Annotated in this window: 15 protein-coding genes; 4 read left to right on the top strand and 11 right to left on the bottom strand. The window is 64.0% G+C overall.

Annotated elements, in window-relative coordinates; genetic code table 11:
- Nucleotides 1-361: 361 nt before the first annotated feature.
- From AB7532_RS18510 to AB7532_RS18475, 8 genes are all read right to left on the bottom strand, one after another.
- Nucleotides 362-1177, bottom strand: coding sequence for a hypothetical protein (locus AB7532_RS18510; protein ID WP_441236201.1), 816 nt, complete (start codon nucleotides 1175-1177; stop codon nucleotides 362-364).
- Nucleotides 1178-1273: 96 nt separating this feature from the next.
- The gene (locus tag AB7532_RS18505; protein ID WP_441236200.1) at nucleotides 1274-2992 is read right to left on the bottom strand and encodes an FAD-dependent oxidoreductase; all 1719 of its coding nucleotides are present in this window, start codon (nucleotides 2990-2992) and stop codon (nucleotides 1274-1276) included.
- Between the two features lie 14 nt (nucleotides 2993-3006).
- Nucleotides 3007-3795, bottom strand: a complete 789-nt coding sequence (locus AB7532_RS18500) for a sugar phosphate isomerase/epimerase family protein (protein WP_441236199.1) — start codon at nucleotides 3793-3795, stop codon at nucleotides 3007-3009.
- A 29-nt stretch (nucleotides 3796-3824) separates the two neighbouring features.
- Complete coding sequence (locus AB7532_RS18495) at nucleotides 3825-4481, bottom strand: hypothetical protein (RefSeq protein WP_441236198.1); 657 nt, start codon at nucleotides 4479-4481, stop codon at nucleotides 3825-3827.
- Nucleotides 4482-4496: 15 nt separating this feature from the next.
- A complete protein-coding gene (locus AB7532_RS18490) occupies nucleotides 4497-4991 on the bottom strand; it encodes a type II 3-dehydroquinate dehydratase (RefSeq protein ID WP_441236197.1) in 495 nt (164 codons plus the stop codon).
- A gap of 36 nt (nucleotides 4992-5027) precedes the next feature.
- Entirely contained in the window at nucleotides 5028-6308 is a 1281-nt protein-coding gene (locus tag AB7532_RS18485) for a TRAP transporter large permease subunit (RefSeq protein ID WP_441236196.1), read from the bottom strand.
- Nucleotides 6309-6363: 55 nt separating this feature from the next.
- On the bottom strand, nucleotides 6364-6873 hold the full coding sequence (locus AB7532_RS18480) for a TRAP transporter small permease (RefSeq protein ID WP_441236195.1): 510 nt from the start codon (nucleotides 6871-6873) through the stop codon (nucleotides 6364-6366).
- Between the two features lie 75 nt (nucleotides 6874-6948).
- A complete protein-coding gene (locus AB7532_RS18475; protein WP_441236194.1) occupies nucleotides 6949-7968 on the bottom strand; it encodes a TRAP transporter substrate-binding protein in 1020 nt (339 codons plus the stop codon).
- A 229-nt stretch (nucleotides 7969-8197) separates the two neighbouring features.
- Between AB7532_RS18475 and AB7532_RS18470 the strand changes: the two genes are divergently transcribed.
- Genes AB7532_RS18470 through AB7532_RS18460 form a run of 3 tightly spaced genes read left to right on the top strand, consistent with a single transcriptional unit; the run spans nucleotide 8198 to nucleotide 10997 of the window.
- Nucleotides 8198-8857, top strand: coding sequence for a GntR family transcriptional regulator (locus AB7532_RS18470; protein ID WP_441236193.1), 660 nt, complete (start codon nucleotides 8198-8200; stop codon nucleotides 8855-8857).
- Nucleotides 8858-8907: 50 nt separating this feature from the next.
- Entirely contained in the window at nucleotides 8908-10080 is a 1173-nt protein-coding gene (locus AB7532_RS18465) for a M24 family metallopeptidase (RefSeq protein ID WP_441236192.1), read from the top strand.
- Nucleotides 10077-10997: an SMP-30/gluconolactonase/LRE family protein gene (locus AB7532_RS18460; protein ID WP_441236191.1), complete on the top strand. Its 921-nt coding sequence runs from the start codon at nucleotides 10077-10079 to the stop codon at nucleotides 10995-10997. Before AB7532_RS18465 ends, AB7532_RS18460 begins: the two co-directional genes overlap by 4 nt.
- On the opposite strand, the gene fsrB is transcribed toward AB7532_RS18460, so the two are convergent.
- From fsrB to AB7532_RS18445, 3 genes are all read right to left on the bottom strand, one after another.
- Nucleotides 10981-12273 (bottom strand): siderophore utilization protein FsrB, encoded by a 1293-nt coding sequence (gene fsrB / locus AB7532_RS18455; protein ID WP_441236190.1) that lies wholly within the window; start codon nucleotides 12271-12273, stop codon nucleotides 10981-10983. The two genes, AB7532_RS18460 and fsrB, sit on opposite strands and share 17 nt — an antisense overlap.
- A 60-nt stretch (nucleotides 12274-12333) precedes the next feature.
- The gene (locus AB7532_RS18450) at nucleotides 12334-14649 is read right to left on the bottom strand and encodes a TonB-dependent siderophore receptor (RefSeq protein WP_441236189.1); all 2316 of its coding nucleotides are present in this window, start codon (nucleotides 14647-14649) and stop codon (nucleotides 12334-12336) included.
- 215 nt (nucleotides 14650-14864) lie between these two features.
- The gene (locus AB7532_RS18445; RefSeq protein ID WP_441236188.1) at nucleotides 14865-15797 is read right to left on the bottom strand and encodes a helix-turn-helix domain-containing protein; all 933 of its coding nucleotides are present in this window, start codon (nucleotides 15795-15797) and stop codon (nucleotides 14865-14867) included.
- A gap of 201 nt (nucleotides 15798-15998) precedes the next feature.
- Here AB7532_RS18445 and AB7532_RS18440 point away from each other — a divergent pair, with 201 nt between their 5' ends.
- Nucleotides 15999-17219, top strand: coding sequence for an amino acid ABC transporter substrate-binding protein (locus AB7532_RS18440; protein WP_441236187.1), 1221 nt, complete (start codon nucleotides 15999-16001; stop codon nucleotides 17217-17219).
- Nucleotides 17220-17262 lie beyond the last annotated feature (43 nt).

The raw sequence follows: 17262 nt of genomic DNA, 5'->3' as shown, positions 1-17262 counted from the left end.
TTGACGTCGAGGGCCGACGAACACCTGCCCGCCCCTGTCGTGCTCCCGGCTTCACGCGGCCGGGATTGCAGTCGACAGCAAATCTGGAGACAGGAGATCAGAAGTGAAAGGCGCGCGGCGTTAATTCGCGGCAATGCAGCGCAGGATTGGACCACAAATCGGTGAGCGCGCTTACAGGGGAGCTCAAGATTATGCGAGCGCTCGCTTCGACCTGGATGCGTTGGAAGCTCCTCATGGTGAGGAGCGCGGAACGCGCGTCTCGAACCATGAAGGCCCCCGCTCTCGCCCGTGGCCATCCTTCGAGACGCCCGCTTTGCGGGCTCCTCGGGATGAGGAGCCGAGCGTGGATGAGGTTGCGGCCCTATCGCAGCGGCAGCAGCTCCAACTGGCTTTGCGCCTTCTTCACGGCCGCTGCGTACCAGCTCTGGCCCGGCGCTTCCTTCGCGAAACACTTGGTGTAGGCATCCATCGCCTGGTCTTCCCTAGCCATGGCGTCCTGCGGGGTCTTCTTCGCCATCATCTGCTTCCAGACCTTCTCGCAGGCCGGGATTTCGGCCGTCTTCACGGCGTCGGTTGCGGCGAGGTAGTAGACCTTGTCGGCCTTGATGGCGACGACGCCGATTTCCTGCGGCGGCCCCTTCAGGCCGCCATTACCGCGCACGCCGAGCACGGCCACGACGGCACTTGCGCCAGTGGGCTTCGCGATCGGCACCTCCGCGTATTTGGCGAAGGCGGCGTCCTGGATGGCGTAGTAATAGAAGCGGTCAGACTTCAGCGCCGCCCCCTGCTCCTGCGGCATGCCGTCCTCGCGATGCTCGGCAAGCCAGTGCTTGAGCAGCGTGGTCGTCGTCACCACGGCCTGCATCTTGTCGCCTTCGGAGGCGAAGCCGAGCCCGTCCAGATGGCCGAAGCCGGAATCGCCCTTGAACAGCGTGTCGGCGTTCGACTTGCCCTCGGCCGGCAGCCCCTTGATCGTGACTGGCCCGACCAGGCCGCGCAGCACTCCTGTCAGCTCTTTGAGCGCCGCATCGTGCTGTTTGCTGGTCTCGTCGTTTTCCGGAGCCTTCGAGAACTTCGCGATGTAGCGATCGCGCAGGTCGAGATAACGCTGCTCGGGCGTGGCCGCATGCGCGGGGGTCGCGAGGGCGAGCAGGCAGAGCAAGGCAGGCGATCTCATGCGATTTCCGTAAGGTGGAGCGATCTCCAGTCTTTGTGCCGGTGCCGGGCGTCAAGGTTCATCGGCAAAGGCGGGCGCCCTGCTCCGCCGGCGCCTTCAGGCGATATACCTGCGGAGCGCTCCGGCCGCATCCATCGCTGCGCACCAGCCGAACACGACGGCGGGACCGATCATCGTGCCGGGCCCCGGATATGTGCCGCGGAAAATGGACGATGAATCGGTCCCGACTGCGTAGAGGCCGGACAGAACCTTCCCGTCGCGAGATAAAACGCGGGCACATGAATCCGTGCTCAGGCCGGCGCTGCTGGCAAGATCCGACGGCCAGACGGCCACTGCGTAATACGGTCCCGGCCCGATCCGCCGCAGGCACGGATTGGGCCTGGTCCGGGGATCGCCATTGAAGCGGTTGAGCGGGCTTGAACCACGGCCGAAATCTTCATCGACGCCGGTTTCGGCATGGCGATTGTACCGCTCGACGGTTTCGGCAAGCCGTTCGCCGTCGACAGCGATTTTTCGCGCCAGCTCTTCGATGGTTTCACCCGCGATCAGATAATTGGCTTGCAGGAACATTTTCAGGTTTTTCGTTCCGGGGTGAACGAGCCCGATGCCAAAATCCCTGATGAAGGCACGATCGCAGATCAGGAAGGCCGGCATAGCGGACGCGGCTGACGCGTTCGAACGCAACATCGCTGCGACGAAGTCGTGGTAGGAATCGGCCTCGTTCACGAAGCGGCGGCCCGATCTGTTGACGGCGAGCAAGCCCGGCTTGGCACGATCGAGCATGATGTGCGGGAAGACCGACACATGGCCATCGGCCTGCGCCATCACCGAGCTCGGCATCCACAAGGCCGGGCTGTGGAGGTCGGGTTCAATGACGGCGTTGACGCGCTCGGCCGCCAGCATGCCGTCTCCTGCGTTCGACGAAGGCGCGAGCGAAAAGCGCCGCGCGGCCTCCGGAAACAACCGCTCGCGAAGCTCGCGGCTCCAGCCGATGCCTCCGGTTGCCAGCACCACGCCCTTGCGGGCGCGCACCCTCATTTCTCCGGCCGGCGACGAGAGGATGGCACCGACGATATCGTCGCCATCGCAGATGACCTCGCGAAGCGCCGTCTCAAACCGCAGATCGACACCGGCGCGGCGGACGCTGTCGAGCAGTCTCGCGACCAGCGCGTTGCCCATGATCAGGCGTGTTCCGCGCTTGTGACTGACACGATCCAGTGCATGCCGGGCGAGCAGGCCGACGACGTGACGGAAGTTGGTCCAGTTGCGGAACGGAGCGAGCAGCGGCGCAATGTCCGCCTTCCCGACCATCATGCCGCCGAGGACCATGAATTCCCGGCGCGGCGGCCTGACACGGACAAGATCATCGCCGAGCTTGCGGCCGTCGAACGGAACGGCGCCGAGGGCGCGACCGCCGATCGCGGCCCCCGGGAGGTCCTTGTAATCGGGATGAACCGGCTGTGCTGCGAACTGCACGCTCGTCTTCTGCGCGAGATAATCGAGCACGATCGGGCCGGCTTTCAGAAACATGTCGAGGCGCAAGTCGGCCGCGTGCTCGCCGAGCATCGCGGCGAGATAGGTGCGCGCAGCCTCGATCGTATCGGGCGTTCCCGCAAGCTGTCCCTGCCGGTTGCCTGGAATCCAGACCGTGCCGGCGGAGGTCGCAGTCGTCCCGCCGACCATGTCCGATTTTTCGCACAGCATGACGTTGAGGCCCTCGAGGGCACCAACCAGCGCCGCCGTCATGCCGGCCGCGCCTGCGCCCACGACCAGAAGATCGGTCTCGGCGTCCCAGGTGCGATCGGCTTGCGGCATCCCGCCCCCTTCTCTCACGAAGCGGCGCGCGCTCGTTCGATCACCGCTCTCCCCACCGCGAGCGCCCGGCGCGCGCGCGTTTCGGCATCGACGGTTTTCGCCAGCTGAACGGTGGGGACCTCGATGCTGATGGTCAGGTTGTCCGGCATCGCCCGCGTCAGTCCAACGAGATCGATGCCGCCCTCGCCCGGAAACAGCCGCTCCTCGCGCGCGGCATGGATCAGCTGCTCCGTCGTCGCCGGCCGTTCGGCCGGGCCGTCGCAGAGCTGCCAGTAGTGCAGCCGTTCAGCCGGGATGGTACGGAGATCAGCAAGCGTGCTTTGCGATCGATCGAAATGCAGCGCATCGACGAGAATGCCGGCCGCGGGATGATCGATTTTCGCGACGATCCGTATGGCAGTCGTCAGGTCGGGAACGCTGGTCCATGGCATGAATTCGAGATCCGACGTCATACCATGGCTTGCTGCCGCCTCGCAGAACCGCCGGTAGCGATCCGAGAACCGCGCCAGATCAGGATCGTAGGCCGCGACGAGGATGTGTTTCGCGCCGAGGCGCGCGCCCGTCTCGAAGAAGGGCGCGAAAGACGCGACGTCCGTTTCAGGCCTGAACGCAACGACTTCGAGATCGGCGACGGTCACGCCCGTCGACTGCAGCCGTCCAAGTGTCTCCCGCAGGAGCGGCGCGTCGTCCATCAGGCGATAGGCTATCCCGCCAGGCGTCGCGGGCAGCAATCGGAGCCCGACTTTTTCATAGCCGCAGCGGGCTGCCAATTCGATCATCTCGGGCGGCGCGAGATCGAGCACGGTCAGCGCGGCCAGCGAGAAAACCGCCATCAGCCGAAATCCGCGATGCGGGCGTCGAGTGCGAACATGCCCTGATAGACTTCCGCCTCACTCGCCCGGCCCAGGATGTCAGGGGCAAGCGCGCGCGCCTGGTGCAGGGCGCTTCGCAACGAGGCCGTGTCGAGCGCCTCGATCAGCAAAAGCCCGGCGAAAAAGCCCTCGTCCTTGCGCATGCCCTTCTCGGTCGTCTTCACCGAAGTCCGCGCCTCGTCGGTCGCCCCGATCTGCACGGCGGCGACCCCGTCGCACGCAACCAGTGCCTCAGCCAACTTTTGCGGGTCGCCGGGCACGGTCTCGATCCGCAGCGCCATGACCGTGGCCCCCTCGCCCCGCCCTGCCCGCGCGACCATGACGCCGCCGCCGCGCATGAAATTGCCGAGCTTCGGCATGATCCGCTGCGACCATGGCGTCGGCGCGTTGAGGCGCGCCAGATAGGCCTCGCCGTCGAGGACCTCGGGCGCATCGAGCTCGTACAGGATGAAGAAGCGGTTGATGTCGTCCCTTGCCGCGCGGAACACACGCGTTGCCAGGAAACCCCTTGTCGTCACGCGCTCGGTGGTATGCTCGCGCGTCAACCAGTGCCGGTAATCGGTCAGGTCGTGCGCCTCGACGTCGCTCCAGATGGCGAGAAATCCCGCGCCACGCATCCCGCTCTCCCCTGCTTATGCCTTGCCGGCGGCCGCAAGCCCGTGCAGGGCCGGCGGGATCGTGTCAGGCAATTGTCCGAGCTTCTGGACGGCCGCCAGCATCGCAGCGAGATAGCCGTAAGGACCCAAACCGCAAATCACCGCCGTGCAGGCACTCGACGTGATCGAGTGGCGATGGAGCTCGTCGCGCGCGTGGATGTTCGAGATGTGCAGCTCGATCTTCACGCCTTCGAAAATCTTCAGCGCATCGATCAGCGCGATCGAGGTGAAGGAATAGCCCGCGGGGTTGATGATGATCGCATCCGCACTGCCATGGGCGGACTGGACCCAATTGACGAGCTCGCCCTCCATGTTGGACTGGTGGAACGAGATCGAGACGCCGAGCTGATCGGCGAGCGCCTGGCAGCTCGCCTCGATCTCCGTCAGCGTGGTCCGGCCGTAGATGTGCGGCTCCCTGATGCCGAGAAAATTGAGATTGGGTCCATTGAGGATCATGATTTTGGCGGCCATTGTCGTTCCTCGTATCCGTTGCCAACGCTTGCGCGACTAACCAGCAAACCATTTCGCCGGGATCGTCACCAGCCCCGGGAATAGCACCATCGCGAACAGGACGATCAGTTGGGCGATCATGAAGGGCCAGACGCCCTTGATGATATCCTCCATGCTGATCCTGGAGACGCCGCAGACGACGTTGAGCACGATTCCGACCGGGGGCGTGATCAGGCCTATGGAATTATTGATGATGAAGAGGACGCCGAAATAGACGGGATCGATGCCCGCGGCCTTGATGATCGGCATCAGGATCGGCGTCAGGATCAGGATCGTCGGCGTCATGTCGAGCGCCGTTCCCACGACCACCACGACGACCATGATGGCGAGCATCAGGATCGTGTTGTTGCCCATGAAGGGCTTCAGGAGATCGACGACCTGGGCGGAGATTTCCGACACCGTGATCAGCCAGGACGACACCAGCGCCGCGGCGACGAGGAACATCACGACGCTCGTCGTCACGGCCGACGACACGAAAACCGCGTAGAGTTGCGACCATTTCAGCTCGCGATAGATGCAGGTCGCGACGAACAGCGAATAGACGGCGACGACGACGCCCGCCTCGGTCGGCGTGAAGATGCCGAAGCGCAGTCCGACAATGATGATCCCGGGCAGCATGAGCGCCCAGAAACCGTCGATGATGGCGTGCAGGATTTCGCGCAGCGAGGCCCGCGGCGGCGGCGTCAGATCCTCCTTGCGCACGACCCAGTACCAGGCGGCGCAGAGGCCCAGGCCGAGCAGGAGGCCGGGAACGATGCCGGCGAGAAACAGTTTTGAGATCGACACGTTGGCGGCGACGCCGAAGATCACGAAACCGATGCTGGGCGGAATGACGGGGCCGATGACGCCACCGGCCGCCACGAGACCCGCCGCGTAGGTCTTCTTGTGCCCCGCAGCCACCATCATCGGCACCAGCAGCGCCGCGAGCGCGGCAGCATCGGCGGCCGCCGACCCGGACAGGGACGACAGGATACAGGCCGCCAGGATGGTCACGTAGCCGAGGCCGCCCCGGAAGTGCCCGACCGCAACGAGCGCGACATTGACGATGCGCTTGGCCAGCCCTCCCTTGTTCATGATCTCGCCGGCGAGCATGAAGAAGGGAATCGCCATCAGCGGAAAGCTGTCTGCGCCGTTGATGACGTTCTGCGCCACGATCTGGGCATCGAACATGTCGATCGTGCTCATCAGGGCGACGCCGCAGATGAGGAGCGCAAATGCGATCGGCATGCCCAGTGCCATGGCGCCGAGCAGCGAGAAGGTGAAGACGGCGATCGTCATGGCATGATCCGGGTAACGCGAAGGGAATGAACGGGCGTGACGGCGACGGAGGACATCACTGCTCCTCCGATTCCCTGACGGCCACCATGTCCTCCTCGCTCGCCTGCCCGCTGATCACGCGGTACAAATCGTAGAGAAGGATGACGGCGGTCGACACGCCGAAGATCACGCCGACCGCGTAGAAGATGCCCATCGAAAGGCCGGTGGCCGGCGCGCGGTCGTCGAGATTGATGATGGTTTGCCGCCAACTGCCGGACAGCAGCAGCCAGTCGGCAAACAGCATCAGGCAGTAGTTGAGGACAAAGCAGATCCGCTTGCCGGAAGCCGGCAGCTTCCGGATCAGGGTGTCGACGCCGAGATGGGCATGCTCGCGCATCGCGACGATGGCGCCGAGGAAGGTCAGCCAGACCAGCAGCCAGCGCGACAGCTCCTCGGAGATGGTGATGCCGGAATTGAAGCCATAGCGCAGCACGACGTTGCCGAACACCAGCACCACCATGACCGCAAGACAGGCGGCAATGACGGCCTTGAGGAATGTGCAATAGAGATCGAGAGCTCGCGCCATGCGTGACGTCCGGGCAAATGAGAGATGGGAGCCGGCCATCGGCCGGCCCCGCCGCCTGCGTGATCGAGACGTCGGCTACTTCACGTCCTTGCGGATGCGCTCGACCTCGTCATTGAAAAGCTTCACCGTCTCGGGGCGAAGATTGGCGGAAATCTTGTCCGCAACCGGTTGCACCGCCTTGCGCATGCGCTCGGTCTCCTCGGGAGCGATCGCATTGTACTGCATGCCCTTGGCCTGCAATTCCGCCAGGGCCTTTTCGGTCTGAAGCCGGGTCTGCTCCTTCTGGTAGCCGCGGCTTTCCGCATAAGCCTCGCGCATCAGCTTCTGCTCGGTCGGCGACAGCTTGTCCCAGAACGCCTTGCTCACCAGAATGATGTTCAGCGTGAAGGTGTGATTGGTGGCGGACACGTATTTCTGCACTTCGTAGAACTTGTTGGAGAGAATGACCGTGTAGGGATTCTCCTGGCCGTCGACGGTGCGGGTCTCCAGCGCCGAATACAGCTCGCCGAAGGCCATCGGGACCGGGTTGGCCTTGAAGGCGCTGAAGCTTTCGAGATAGACCGGGTTCGGAATCACGCGCAGCTTGAGGCCGCTGAAGTCCTCGAGCTTGGTGATCGGGCGGGTGCTGTTGGTGACGTTGCGGAAGCCCAGGCCCCAATAGCCGAGACCGATCAGCCCCTTTGACGGCAGCGTATCGATCATCGCATTGCCGAACTTGCCGGTCGCGAGCGCGTCGGCCTGCTCGGTCGTGTTGAAGAGGAACGGGAAATCGATCAGGCCGAATTCCGGAACGACGGTCGCGAGCGACGTCGTCGAGGCCGACAGCATCTCCTGGGTGCCGCCGCGCAGCGCGGATTGCTGCTGCAACTCGTTGCCGAGCTGCGAGGCCGCGAACTCGCGGACCTTCATCTTGCCCCCGCTCTTGGCGAGCAGGATTTCGGCAAATTTCTGCACACCGAAGCTGACGGGGTGATCGGTGTTGTTCAGGTGACCCCACCGGATCGTCCGCTCCTGAATATCATCGGCGGCGGATGCGCCGACCGTCAGCGCCACGCAGATCGCCGTCGCAGACAGCGCCCGTACCAACAAGCTCATCGTTTCCTCCCTGTTCCCTAGGGCACGAACGGCGGCTTTAAGCCCCTGTTTTCCGTACCCTCCGCTTATTTACACATCATACATATATTTCCATGTCAAAGGACAATATCGATTTCATATGAGATTTATCTAGACGTCAGATATCTGAGTTCTGCTATATTGCTGGGAACGTTGATGGTTCGGCCGCCTCGAAGAGGACGGACGATCGGGACAAGCGGGATCACTGGGCATGGCGGCACTTGAGGAACGGGCTCTGTCGGCCGGCGACAGCGGCTATCGGCGCATTCGCTCCGACATCATTTTCGGCGTGCTGACGCCTGCCGGCCGGCTCAAGCTCGATGCCATGAAGGAGGATTACGGCGTCAGCATCTCGACGCTGCGCGAGATCCTCAATCGGCTGACGTCAGAAGGCTTCGTGGTCGCCGAAGGCCAGCGTGGATTCGAGGTGGCGCCGATCTCGATCCAGAATTTGCGCGAACTCGCCGATCTGCGCATCCTGCTCGAGCATCATGCAATGGCCGAGTCCTTCCGTGCCGGCGACGTCGAGTGGGAGGGCCGCGTGGTGTCCGCCCATCACAAGCTGGCGGCGACCGAACGCACCGTCCTTGCCGAGGGTGACGATCCCGAGCTGCGCAAGCGCTATGACGGCGAATTCCATCAGGCTCTGATCTCTGCTTGCGGCTCGCGCGAGCTGATGCATACCCATGCGATCGTGTTCGACAAATATTTCCGCTATGCGCTGCGCTATCGCGGCGCGGAGACGATCAACCAGCACAAGGCGTTGCTGGAGAGCGCCCTGAAGCGGGACATCAAGAGCGCGCGGACGGTCCTCACGGACCACATCAATGGCTGCGTCGCGCATGCCCTGTCCTCCTGGAAGGACGGCTGACCGCCCTCGCCTGCCAGCAAGATCAAGTCGTCGACGAAGAAGAACGATCAATGCACGCCAAAATTCCATTCTCCACGGCCAGGCTCGACGGCTTGCTCGATGCGTCAGGCATCGACGTCCTGATCGTGACCTCGAAGCACAACATCCAGTATCTTCTCGGCGGCTACTATCACTTCCAGTTCGACTACATGGAAGCCATCGGCGTCAGCCGCTATCTGCCCATCTTCGTTTACGTGAAGGGCGCACCGGACAAATCGGCCTATATCGCCAACCGGAACGAGCGGGACAGCGTCCAGAACAGGACGAGCGCCGGATACTGGCTGCCGCCGGTCGTGTTCGGATCGTCGACCTCGGTCGAGGCGATGACGCTCGCGCTTGCGCATGTGAAGGCCGTCGCCACGCCTGCGCTTCGAATCGGCGTCGAAATGTCCTTCCTTCCGGCCGATGCGGCGGACGTGTTGCGCAGGGAGCTTCCCGCTTGTCAGCTCGTCGAGGCCATGCGCCCGCTCGAGAAATTGCGATCGATCAAGTCCGCGGCCGAGCTGGAGATCCTCCGCGAGGCGTCCGAGCGGGTGGTCGCGTCGATGATGGACGCGGTCAACCGCACCCGCGCCGGCCAGAGCAAGCGCGAGATCATCGATCATCTGCGGCGGGCCGAACTGTCCCGCGACATGATCTTTGAGTACGCCCTGGTGACGGTCGGAACGAGTCTCAACCGTGCTCCCTCCGATCAACGTCTTGAGCCCGGCGACATCGTCTCACTGGATTCGGGCGGGAACTACGGAGGCTATATCGGTGATCTCTGCCGGATGGCCGTGCATGGGGTGCCCGACACGGAGCTTGTCGATCTTCTTGCAGAAATCGCAGCGATCCAGCAGGCGGCACGCGCGCCGATACGGGCTGGTCTCAGCGGCCGTGAGATCTACATCGCGGCGAATGAAGCGCTGGCAAGGTCGCGCCATGGCAAGCAGATGCATTTCGTCGCTCACGGCATGGGCATCGTCAGCCACGAGGCGCCGCGCTTGACCGCCAACGGCCCCATTCCCTATCCGGCCGACGACGCCGATGCGCCTCTGGAGGCCGGCATGGTCATCTCGATCGAAACCACGCTGCCCCATGCGCGGCGGGGTTTTATCAAGCTCGAGGATACGATCGCCGTGACCGCAGACGGTTATCAGGCCTTTGGCGATGGCGCGCGCGGCTGGAACAGGATTCCGGAATGACCCCGGATCTGATTCCCGCGCACCGTATCGAAACCGCGGTCGCCAGCGCCGATATTCTCGGCGAGACGCCGTTATGGTGTGACCGGTCCCGCAAGCTGTGGTGGATCGACATCGACGGTCGGCTTCATCAGTCCTTCGATCCGGCCACCGGCGCCCATCACGTCACGTCCTACGATTGCCAATTCCTCGGCAGTCAGGCCCTGACCACGGAGGGCTCGCACTTGCTTGCACGGGATCTGGGTCTCTCCCGTCGGCTGCCCGGTGACGTTCCTCCCACCCCGTTCTGTGAGGTCGAAAGCGGCCTGGACAACCGGCTCAATGACGGACGCGTGGATGCACGCGGCCGCCTGTGGATCGGCACCATGGACAACCAGCTGCATCGGCCGAACGGCTCGCTCTATCGCGTGACCGGGGACGGTCAGGTGGCGCGCATGTTCGGCGACGTCATCGTCACCAACGGGATTGCGTTCTCGCCGGACAATCGCACGCTCTATTTCACGGACACGCGGCGATATTGCACCTGGCAGTTCGACTTCGATCTCGACGACGGCGTGATCCGCAACAGGCGCCTGTTCGCGGACTACAGCGCTTCCGGGGAGAGGCCAGATGGCGCGTGCGTCGATGTTGCCGGCGGGCTTTGGACGGCGTTCTTCTCGGGCGGCCGGGTGGCGCGCTACCGGCCGGACGGGACAATCGACACGGTCATTCCGCTGCCTGTGACCAATCCGACCTGCCTGTGCTTCGGCGGGAACGATCTGAAGACGCTGTTCGTGACGACGGCCCGAAAGTTTCTGGATGAGCAGCAGCTCAGCATCGAGCCTCAGGCCGGTCATCTCCTCGCCATACATGGCGTCGCGCAGGGGCTGCCGGAACACCGGTTCCTGATCGATCAACGCAGCCCTACTCCGCCGGCGTGAGCTGCTGCCGGCCCAGGCGGACCGCGGCGGTTTCACGCACGCGGACGCGGGCGCGGCGCTTGCGCCACCAGATCACAACGCCGGTGACCGACAGCGCGGCCACGACGAGGCCCATGATCGAGATCAGGATGCGGCCGAACAGTCCGACGATGCGGCCGGAATGCAGCGGGAATTGCGCCTGCACGAAGATATCGGCGGCGGTGCCGACCCAGGGCAGCCGCTCGCCGATCGGACGGCCGTCCTCGCTGTCGTAATAGAGCTGCGCCGGGCCGACGCCGCCGGCGCCGTGATCGTCGCCGGGATGGAAGTAATGTGCGGCGTAGACGCCGTGGGCCGGGCCATAGGTGATGGCGCCGACCGGGATCGTCCAGCCGCGCGCTTTGCCGTCGGCGGCAGCGCGCGCGGCGATCTCGGCGAAGGTCATCTTCGGCTCGATGGGATCGTCGAGACCGCGGTACGGCCGCTGCTCATAGGGCGTCGGCGTATAGTTCGACACCATCTTCATCATCGGCGAGAACACCTCGAAATACAGGTTCAGCGAGAACGCTGTGAAGGCGATGATGAACAGCAGGCCCCAGGTCCACAGGCTGAAGGCGCGGTGGATATCGAAATTGATGCGGTAAGCGCTGCCCGAAGTCTTGATGGTCCAGGCCGGCGCCCAGCGCGCCCAGAAGCCGCGCTCGAGCTGGCGCGTGACCTGGGGCGCCCGCGCAGCCTTCGCCTTCCGCCGCGACGGCAGCGTCAGATAGAAACCGACGAAACAGTCGATGGTCCAGATGATGGCGATGATGCCGAGCACACGCATGCCCCAGCGATCGCTGCCCCAGAACTCCGGGATGTGCATGGTGTAGTGGAGCTTGTAGAGGAACGAGACGAAGTTCTCGCGCGTCACCGGCCACACCGCGCCCCAATAGCGCCGGCCGAGCTCGACGCCCGTGTTGGGATCGAGGAAGACCTGGTTGTAGTCCATCGCGAAGCGCTTGCCGGTCGCCGGATCGATCCGCGGCATCACGAAGAACCACAGCGAGTGGCCCTCCTCCGGCGTCATGAAGAGGTAGACGACGCGCGCATGGGGATCGCGCTGCTCGATCATCTTGGCGAGCTCGATCGAGGGAATCGCCGGGCCCTTGGTCGAGACGTCGAACAAATGGCTGTTCAGGACGTCATCGATCTCATGGTCCCAGGAGATGATCGCGCCGGTGATGCCGGAGAAAAAGAGGAAGCCGGCCGTCAGCAGTCCCGCCCAGCGATGCAGCTTGCCGAATATTGCTCTCATCGCTCAGGTCTCACTTCACGGGTCCGGCTCCCCATTGCCGGACGCATCATTGCGTTGAACTCACCAACGGTAAGTCAGCTTTCCGATGGCCTTGCGTCCTTCGGCGTAGAAGCAACCTGACGCGGCGCCGTAGCAGGCGGCAACATAGCGCAGGTCGGTCAGGTTGGTGACGTTCAGCGACAGGCGCCAATTGTCACGGGTGTAGGCGAGCAGCGCGTCCAGCACGGTCGAGGATCCTACCTTGAACGTGTTGGCGTCGTCGCCCCAGGTCGCGCCGACATAGCGGACACCGCCGCCGAATTGAAGCCCGGCGAGTTGGCCGCTCTGGAGCGTGTAGTCGCTCCACAGCCCAGCGCGGTTGAGCGGAACCGTCGGCGGAGCCTTGCCGAGATTGACCGGGTCCTGCGACAGCATGGCGTCGACATAGGCATAGGCGGCGCGCAAATTCCAGCCGTCGGCGAGCGACATGGTGCCCTCCAGCTCGATGCCGCGCGACTTCACCTGACCGATCTGCGATGCAATGTAGGTCGGAGGCGGATAGACGACGACGTTGTCTCGCGTCAGGTCGAAGGCCGCGATCGTGAACAGCGCATTCCAGCCGAGCGGCTGGTACTTGACGCCGACCTCGTACTGGACGCCGGTCTCGGGATTCAGCAGTCCGCCAGTCGATGTCGTCGCCAGCACCGGCAGGAACGATTCCGAGTAGCTGAAATACGGCGCAATGCCGTTGTCGAAATTGTACATCACGGCGGCGCGGCCGGTGAAGGCCGAGGCGTCGGTCGAGGCCGAGGTGTTGAAGAGGTCGGCGTTGACTTTCGTCGTCACGAAATCCTGGCGACCACCGAGCTGGAACGAGAGCCGGCCAAGCTTGATCTGGTCCTGCAAGTAAAGGCCGACCTGCGATTGCTTGACGCCTGTGTTGTCGGTCATGGCGCCGATGGCGTAGTCGTAGCTGTAGACCGGATTGAACACGTTGACTGTCGGCGACGAGGTCGTGGCGCTGAAGGCGGTGTCGCGGAAGTCGGTGTTGCGATAGTCGATGCCGGCCAAAACCGTGTGACGGAGGAAACCCGTGGTGAACTTACCCTGGAGCTGATTGTCCACCGCGAAGGAGTTGATGTACGAGTTGCTGTAGCTGCCGACGCGCGCGTAGTCACCCGCAGCCTCGTCGGTGTAGCCGGCGCCGTAGAAGACCTTTTCCTCGTTGTGCTGGTAGGCGTAGCGCAGGTTCTGCCGGAACGTCAGGTACTCGTTGAAGTCGTGCGAGAGCTGGTAGCCGACGGTCGCGATCTCGGTGTTGTAGGCGTCAAACCCCGGCACGCCCGCGAAGAACGAGACCGGGATGGTGCGGCCGTTGTTCGGCCAGACCGTACCCGAGGCCGGCAGGAACTGGAGGCCCCACCCTGCCCGGTCCCGCTGGTAGTTGGCGAGGAACGTGATCGTCGTGTCCTCGTTCGGCTTGATGGTGACGGCCGGCGCGATGAAGACGCGATTGTCCTTGGTGAAGTCGACCTGCGTTTCGCCGTCGCGGACCACGCCGGTCAGGCGCCACAGCACGGTGCCTTCCTTGTTGGCCGGACCGCCCATGTCGAACTGGCCCTGATAACGGTTGAAGCTGCCGCCGGAGATCGAGGCCTCGCCGAACTGCTGCGCGGTCGGCAGTTTTGTCACATAGTTGAGCAGGCCGCCGGTGCCGCTGCCGCCGTACATCGCCGACGACGGTCCTTTCAACACCTCAAGGCGTTCGGCCCCGTAGGGATCGAGGCCGTTGAAATGCACGTAATTGCTCGATGGGATTCGCAGGCCGTCGATGTAGAGGCCCGGCATGGTCATGTCGAAGCCGCGGATCTGGAGGCCGCCGAATCGGGTGTCCGAGCCGCCATTGACGTCGCCGCTGACGCCCGCGGTGTAGCGCAAGGCCTCGCCGATCGAGACCGCGCCCTGGTTCCGGACCTGGTCGGTGGTGATCACCGACACCGACTGCGGCGTTTCGATCAGCGGCGTGTCGGTCTTGGTGGCCGTGCCGCTCCGCGTGGCGACGAAACCGCGGACCGGACCATTGGCGCGCTCACCCGCGTTGCGACTGGTTGAGGACGACTGGCTTGGCTCGGCCTGCTGCGCCGGAGAGCGCCGGGCGGCGCGTGCGGTGCGCGTCGTCGCAGCTCGCCGCGTTGAAGTCGTCGCGGGGCGCGCGCGCTGGGTTGGCGCTTCCACCGATACTGCGGGAATTTGAGTCTGCGCCTGCACCGGCGCGACGGGAATTGTGAGGGCTAATGTGCTGACGGCGCCGCAGAAGAGCACTTGAAGATGTCGAAGACGCGTCCTGGAACGCAAATGAAGTTGGAAGTCTGTCACGTCAGTCGGAGCCCCACGCACCTCCGGCTTCGCCGGAATGATTTTTGGACTCTCGCCCTAACGCAGGGACATTTTCAGTGCGATAGGAACTGCATTAGAATGTCTCCAGACCTGTGCGCGGCATGTGCGACGAATGCGCTCATGCGCGCGCATTTGTTTCAGTGCATTTCCTGCTGGAATGATTCCAAATAAGCGGAGCTCTCGTTTGTCTGCGACGCGCGATCACCGGATCGCGGTCACGGCCAATCGGCAAAGTTCAGCGTCGGCCTCGATCGTCCGGCTCTCACGCGCGCGGCGACACGTCGTCGCCACACGCCGGGGGCCTCGCCGGTGTGCTTGCGGAAGAAGCGGCTGAAATACGCCGTGTCCTTGAAGCCGAGCGCGAATGCGATCTGCTTGACGGCGACGGTGCCGGCCTCGAGCCGGCTTGCTGCTTCCTTGACGACGCGCTGCTGGATCAACTCGCTCGGCGAACGGTTCAGCTCCCGGCTGCAGAGTGCGTGCAGGCGATCCGGCGTCATGCCGAGAAGACTGGCGTAGTCGCTGACGCGCAGATGCTGGTGATAGCGCTCCTCGAGCAGCCTGCGGAACCGGCTCAGGATCTCTGCACTGCTGCCCTCCTCGTCGCGGTCGTGGTCGCCGGCGAACAGACGCCAGAAGCGCAGCACGCACAGTGTGAGTTCCGCCGACATGATCGACGCCGCGCCACTGCGTGCAGGCGAAACAATTTCGGCGGCGATCGCCGCAATGGAACGCGACATCGTGGTCGCGAGATCAGGCTCGATCGGCAGCGTCATGATGCCGCCGGCGCCTTCGAGCGCGAGATAGGCAGGCTCGGCCGAGGGCGGAAGATAGCGATGCCACACGCCCGTGCGTAATTGCAGCAGCTCTGCCGTCGCCCCGGCCGAGACCTCCAGATAGTCGGCTGATCCCGCCGGGAGCCAGGCCATCGCGGGCCCGGCCAGCGTCGTCACTCGTCCGGCCTGGCCGACCTCGGCAGCCGCTCCGCCATGAAGACAGAGCAGATGGATGAACGGCCGCGCGGCTTTCGACGTCAGCATCCAGCGCCGCGCAACATAGTGCGAAGCGATCAGCTCGGCGCCGACGGGTGCCGCGCTGCTCGTTGATGCGGCCGGCGTCGGACCGGTGCCCGCGACGCCTCGACGCACCAGGCCCCCACGACCGGAAACGTCCAACCTTTCGCCGGATCTGTCCATTGTGCGAACAAAGCCCGAGGTGCTTGCTAGGTCAAGCCCCGGTCACGGCTGGCTTCGATGAAGCCGCGCCGACAAGAAATCGGGACGATGAGGACACGACCACTCACACCGCTTGCGAACCATCGCTTGAGTGAAACACGAGGGAGGATCGACATGTTTTCGGCGAACCGTCGAACGTTGCTGCGCGTCACCGGCCTGGCCGCGCTCACCGCAGGTCTGGCGACCTTTGCGTCCACGGCCGATGCGCAGGAAAAAATCCGGATCGGCTATGCCATTTCCAAGACCGGTCCCTATGCCGGCGGTGCCGGCATCACCACCCTGCCCAATTACGAGCTGTGGGTGAAGGACGTGAATGCCGCCGGCGGCATCAAGCTCGGCGACAAGAAATTGCCGATCGAAATCGTCGAATACGACGACCGCAGCAGCTCGGAGGAAGCCGTCAAGGCGATCGAGCGTCTCGCCAATCAGGACAAGGTCGATTTCATTCTGTCGCCCTGGAGCACGGGCCTCAACCTCGCAGTCGGCCCGACGCTGAATCGTCTCGGCTATCCTCATCTCGCCGTCACCTCGGTCACCGACAAGGCGCCGGAACTCGCAAAACGCTGGTCGAATGCGACGTTCTGGCTCGGCACGTCCGCGCAGATCTCCGAGGCGCTGGCCGATCTGCTCGGCAAGCTGAAGAGCGAAGGCAAGATCGGCGGCACCGTCGCCATGGTCAGCGTCGCCGACCAGTTCGGCATCGAGCTCTCCGCCGCCGGCCGCGAGGCTTTCAAGAAGCACGGCCTTACGATCGCTTACGACAAGACCTATCCGATGGGGTCGCAGGATCTTCAGCCTCTGCTGAAGGACGCGATCGCGTCCAATCCGGATGCGTTCATCGCTTTCAGCTATCCGCCGGATACGATCGCGCTGACCGAGCAGGCGCAGCTCCTGAAATTCAATCCGAAGATCTTCTATGTCGGCGTCGGCACGGCCTTTCCGCTCTACAAGGGCAAGTTCGCCGCCAACAGTGACGGTGTGATGGGGATCGGCGGCTGGAACGCGGACTCGCCGCAACTGAAGGACTACCTCGCGCGCCACAAAGCCGCGACCGGCAAGGAGCCGGACCGCTGGGCGAGTTCGATCACCTATGCCAGCCTTCAGGTGCTTCAGCAGGCGATCGAGAAGGTCGGCAAACTCGATCGCGCCGCGGTCGCTGCAGAGATCCGCGCGGGCACGTTCGACACCATCATCGGCAAGGTCAAGCTGAAGGACGGCCTGCTCCAGGAAGTCTGGAGCGTCGGCCAGTGGCAGAACGGCGAGTTCTACGCGCTCGCGCCCGCCTCGCTTCCGGGCGCGCGTGCACCGGTCGTGCCTAAGGCGCAATGGCAATAAAGGCCGCGGTGACAGTAAGGCTGGCCGGCAGTCCTTGCGTCGC

Source organism: Bradyrhizobium sp. 930_D9_N1_4 (genome assembly GCF_052076015.1).
Taxonomy (GTDB): domain Bacteria; phylum Pseudomonadota; class Alphaproteobacteria; order Rhizobiales; family Xanthobacteraceae; genus Bradyrhizobium.
This window is presented reverse-complemented; position numbering and strand designations above follow the sequence as displayed.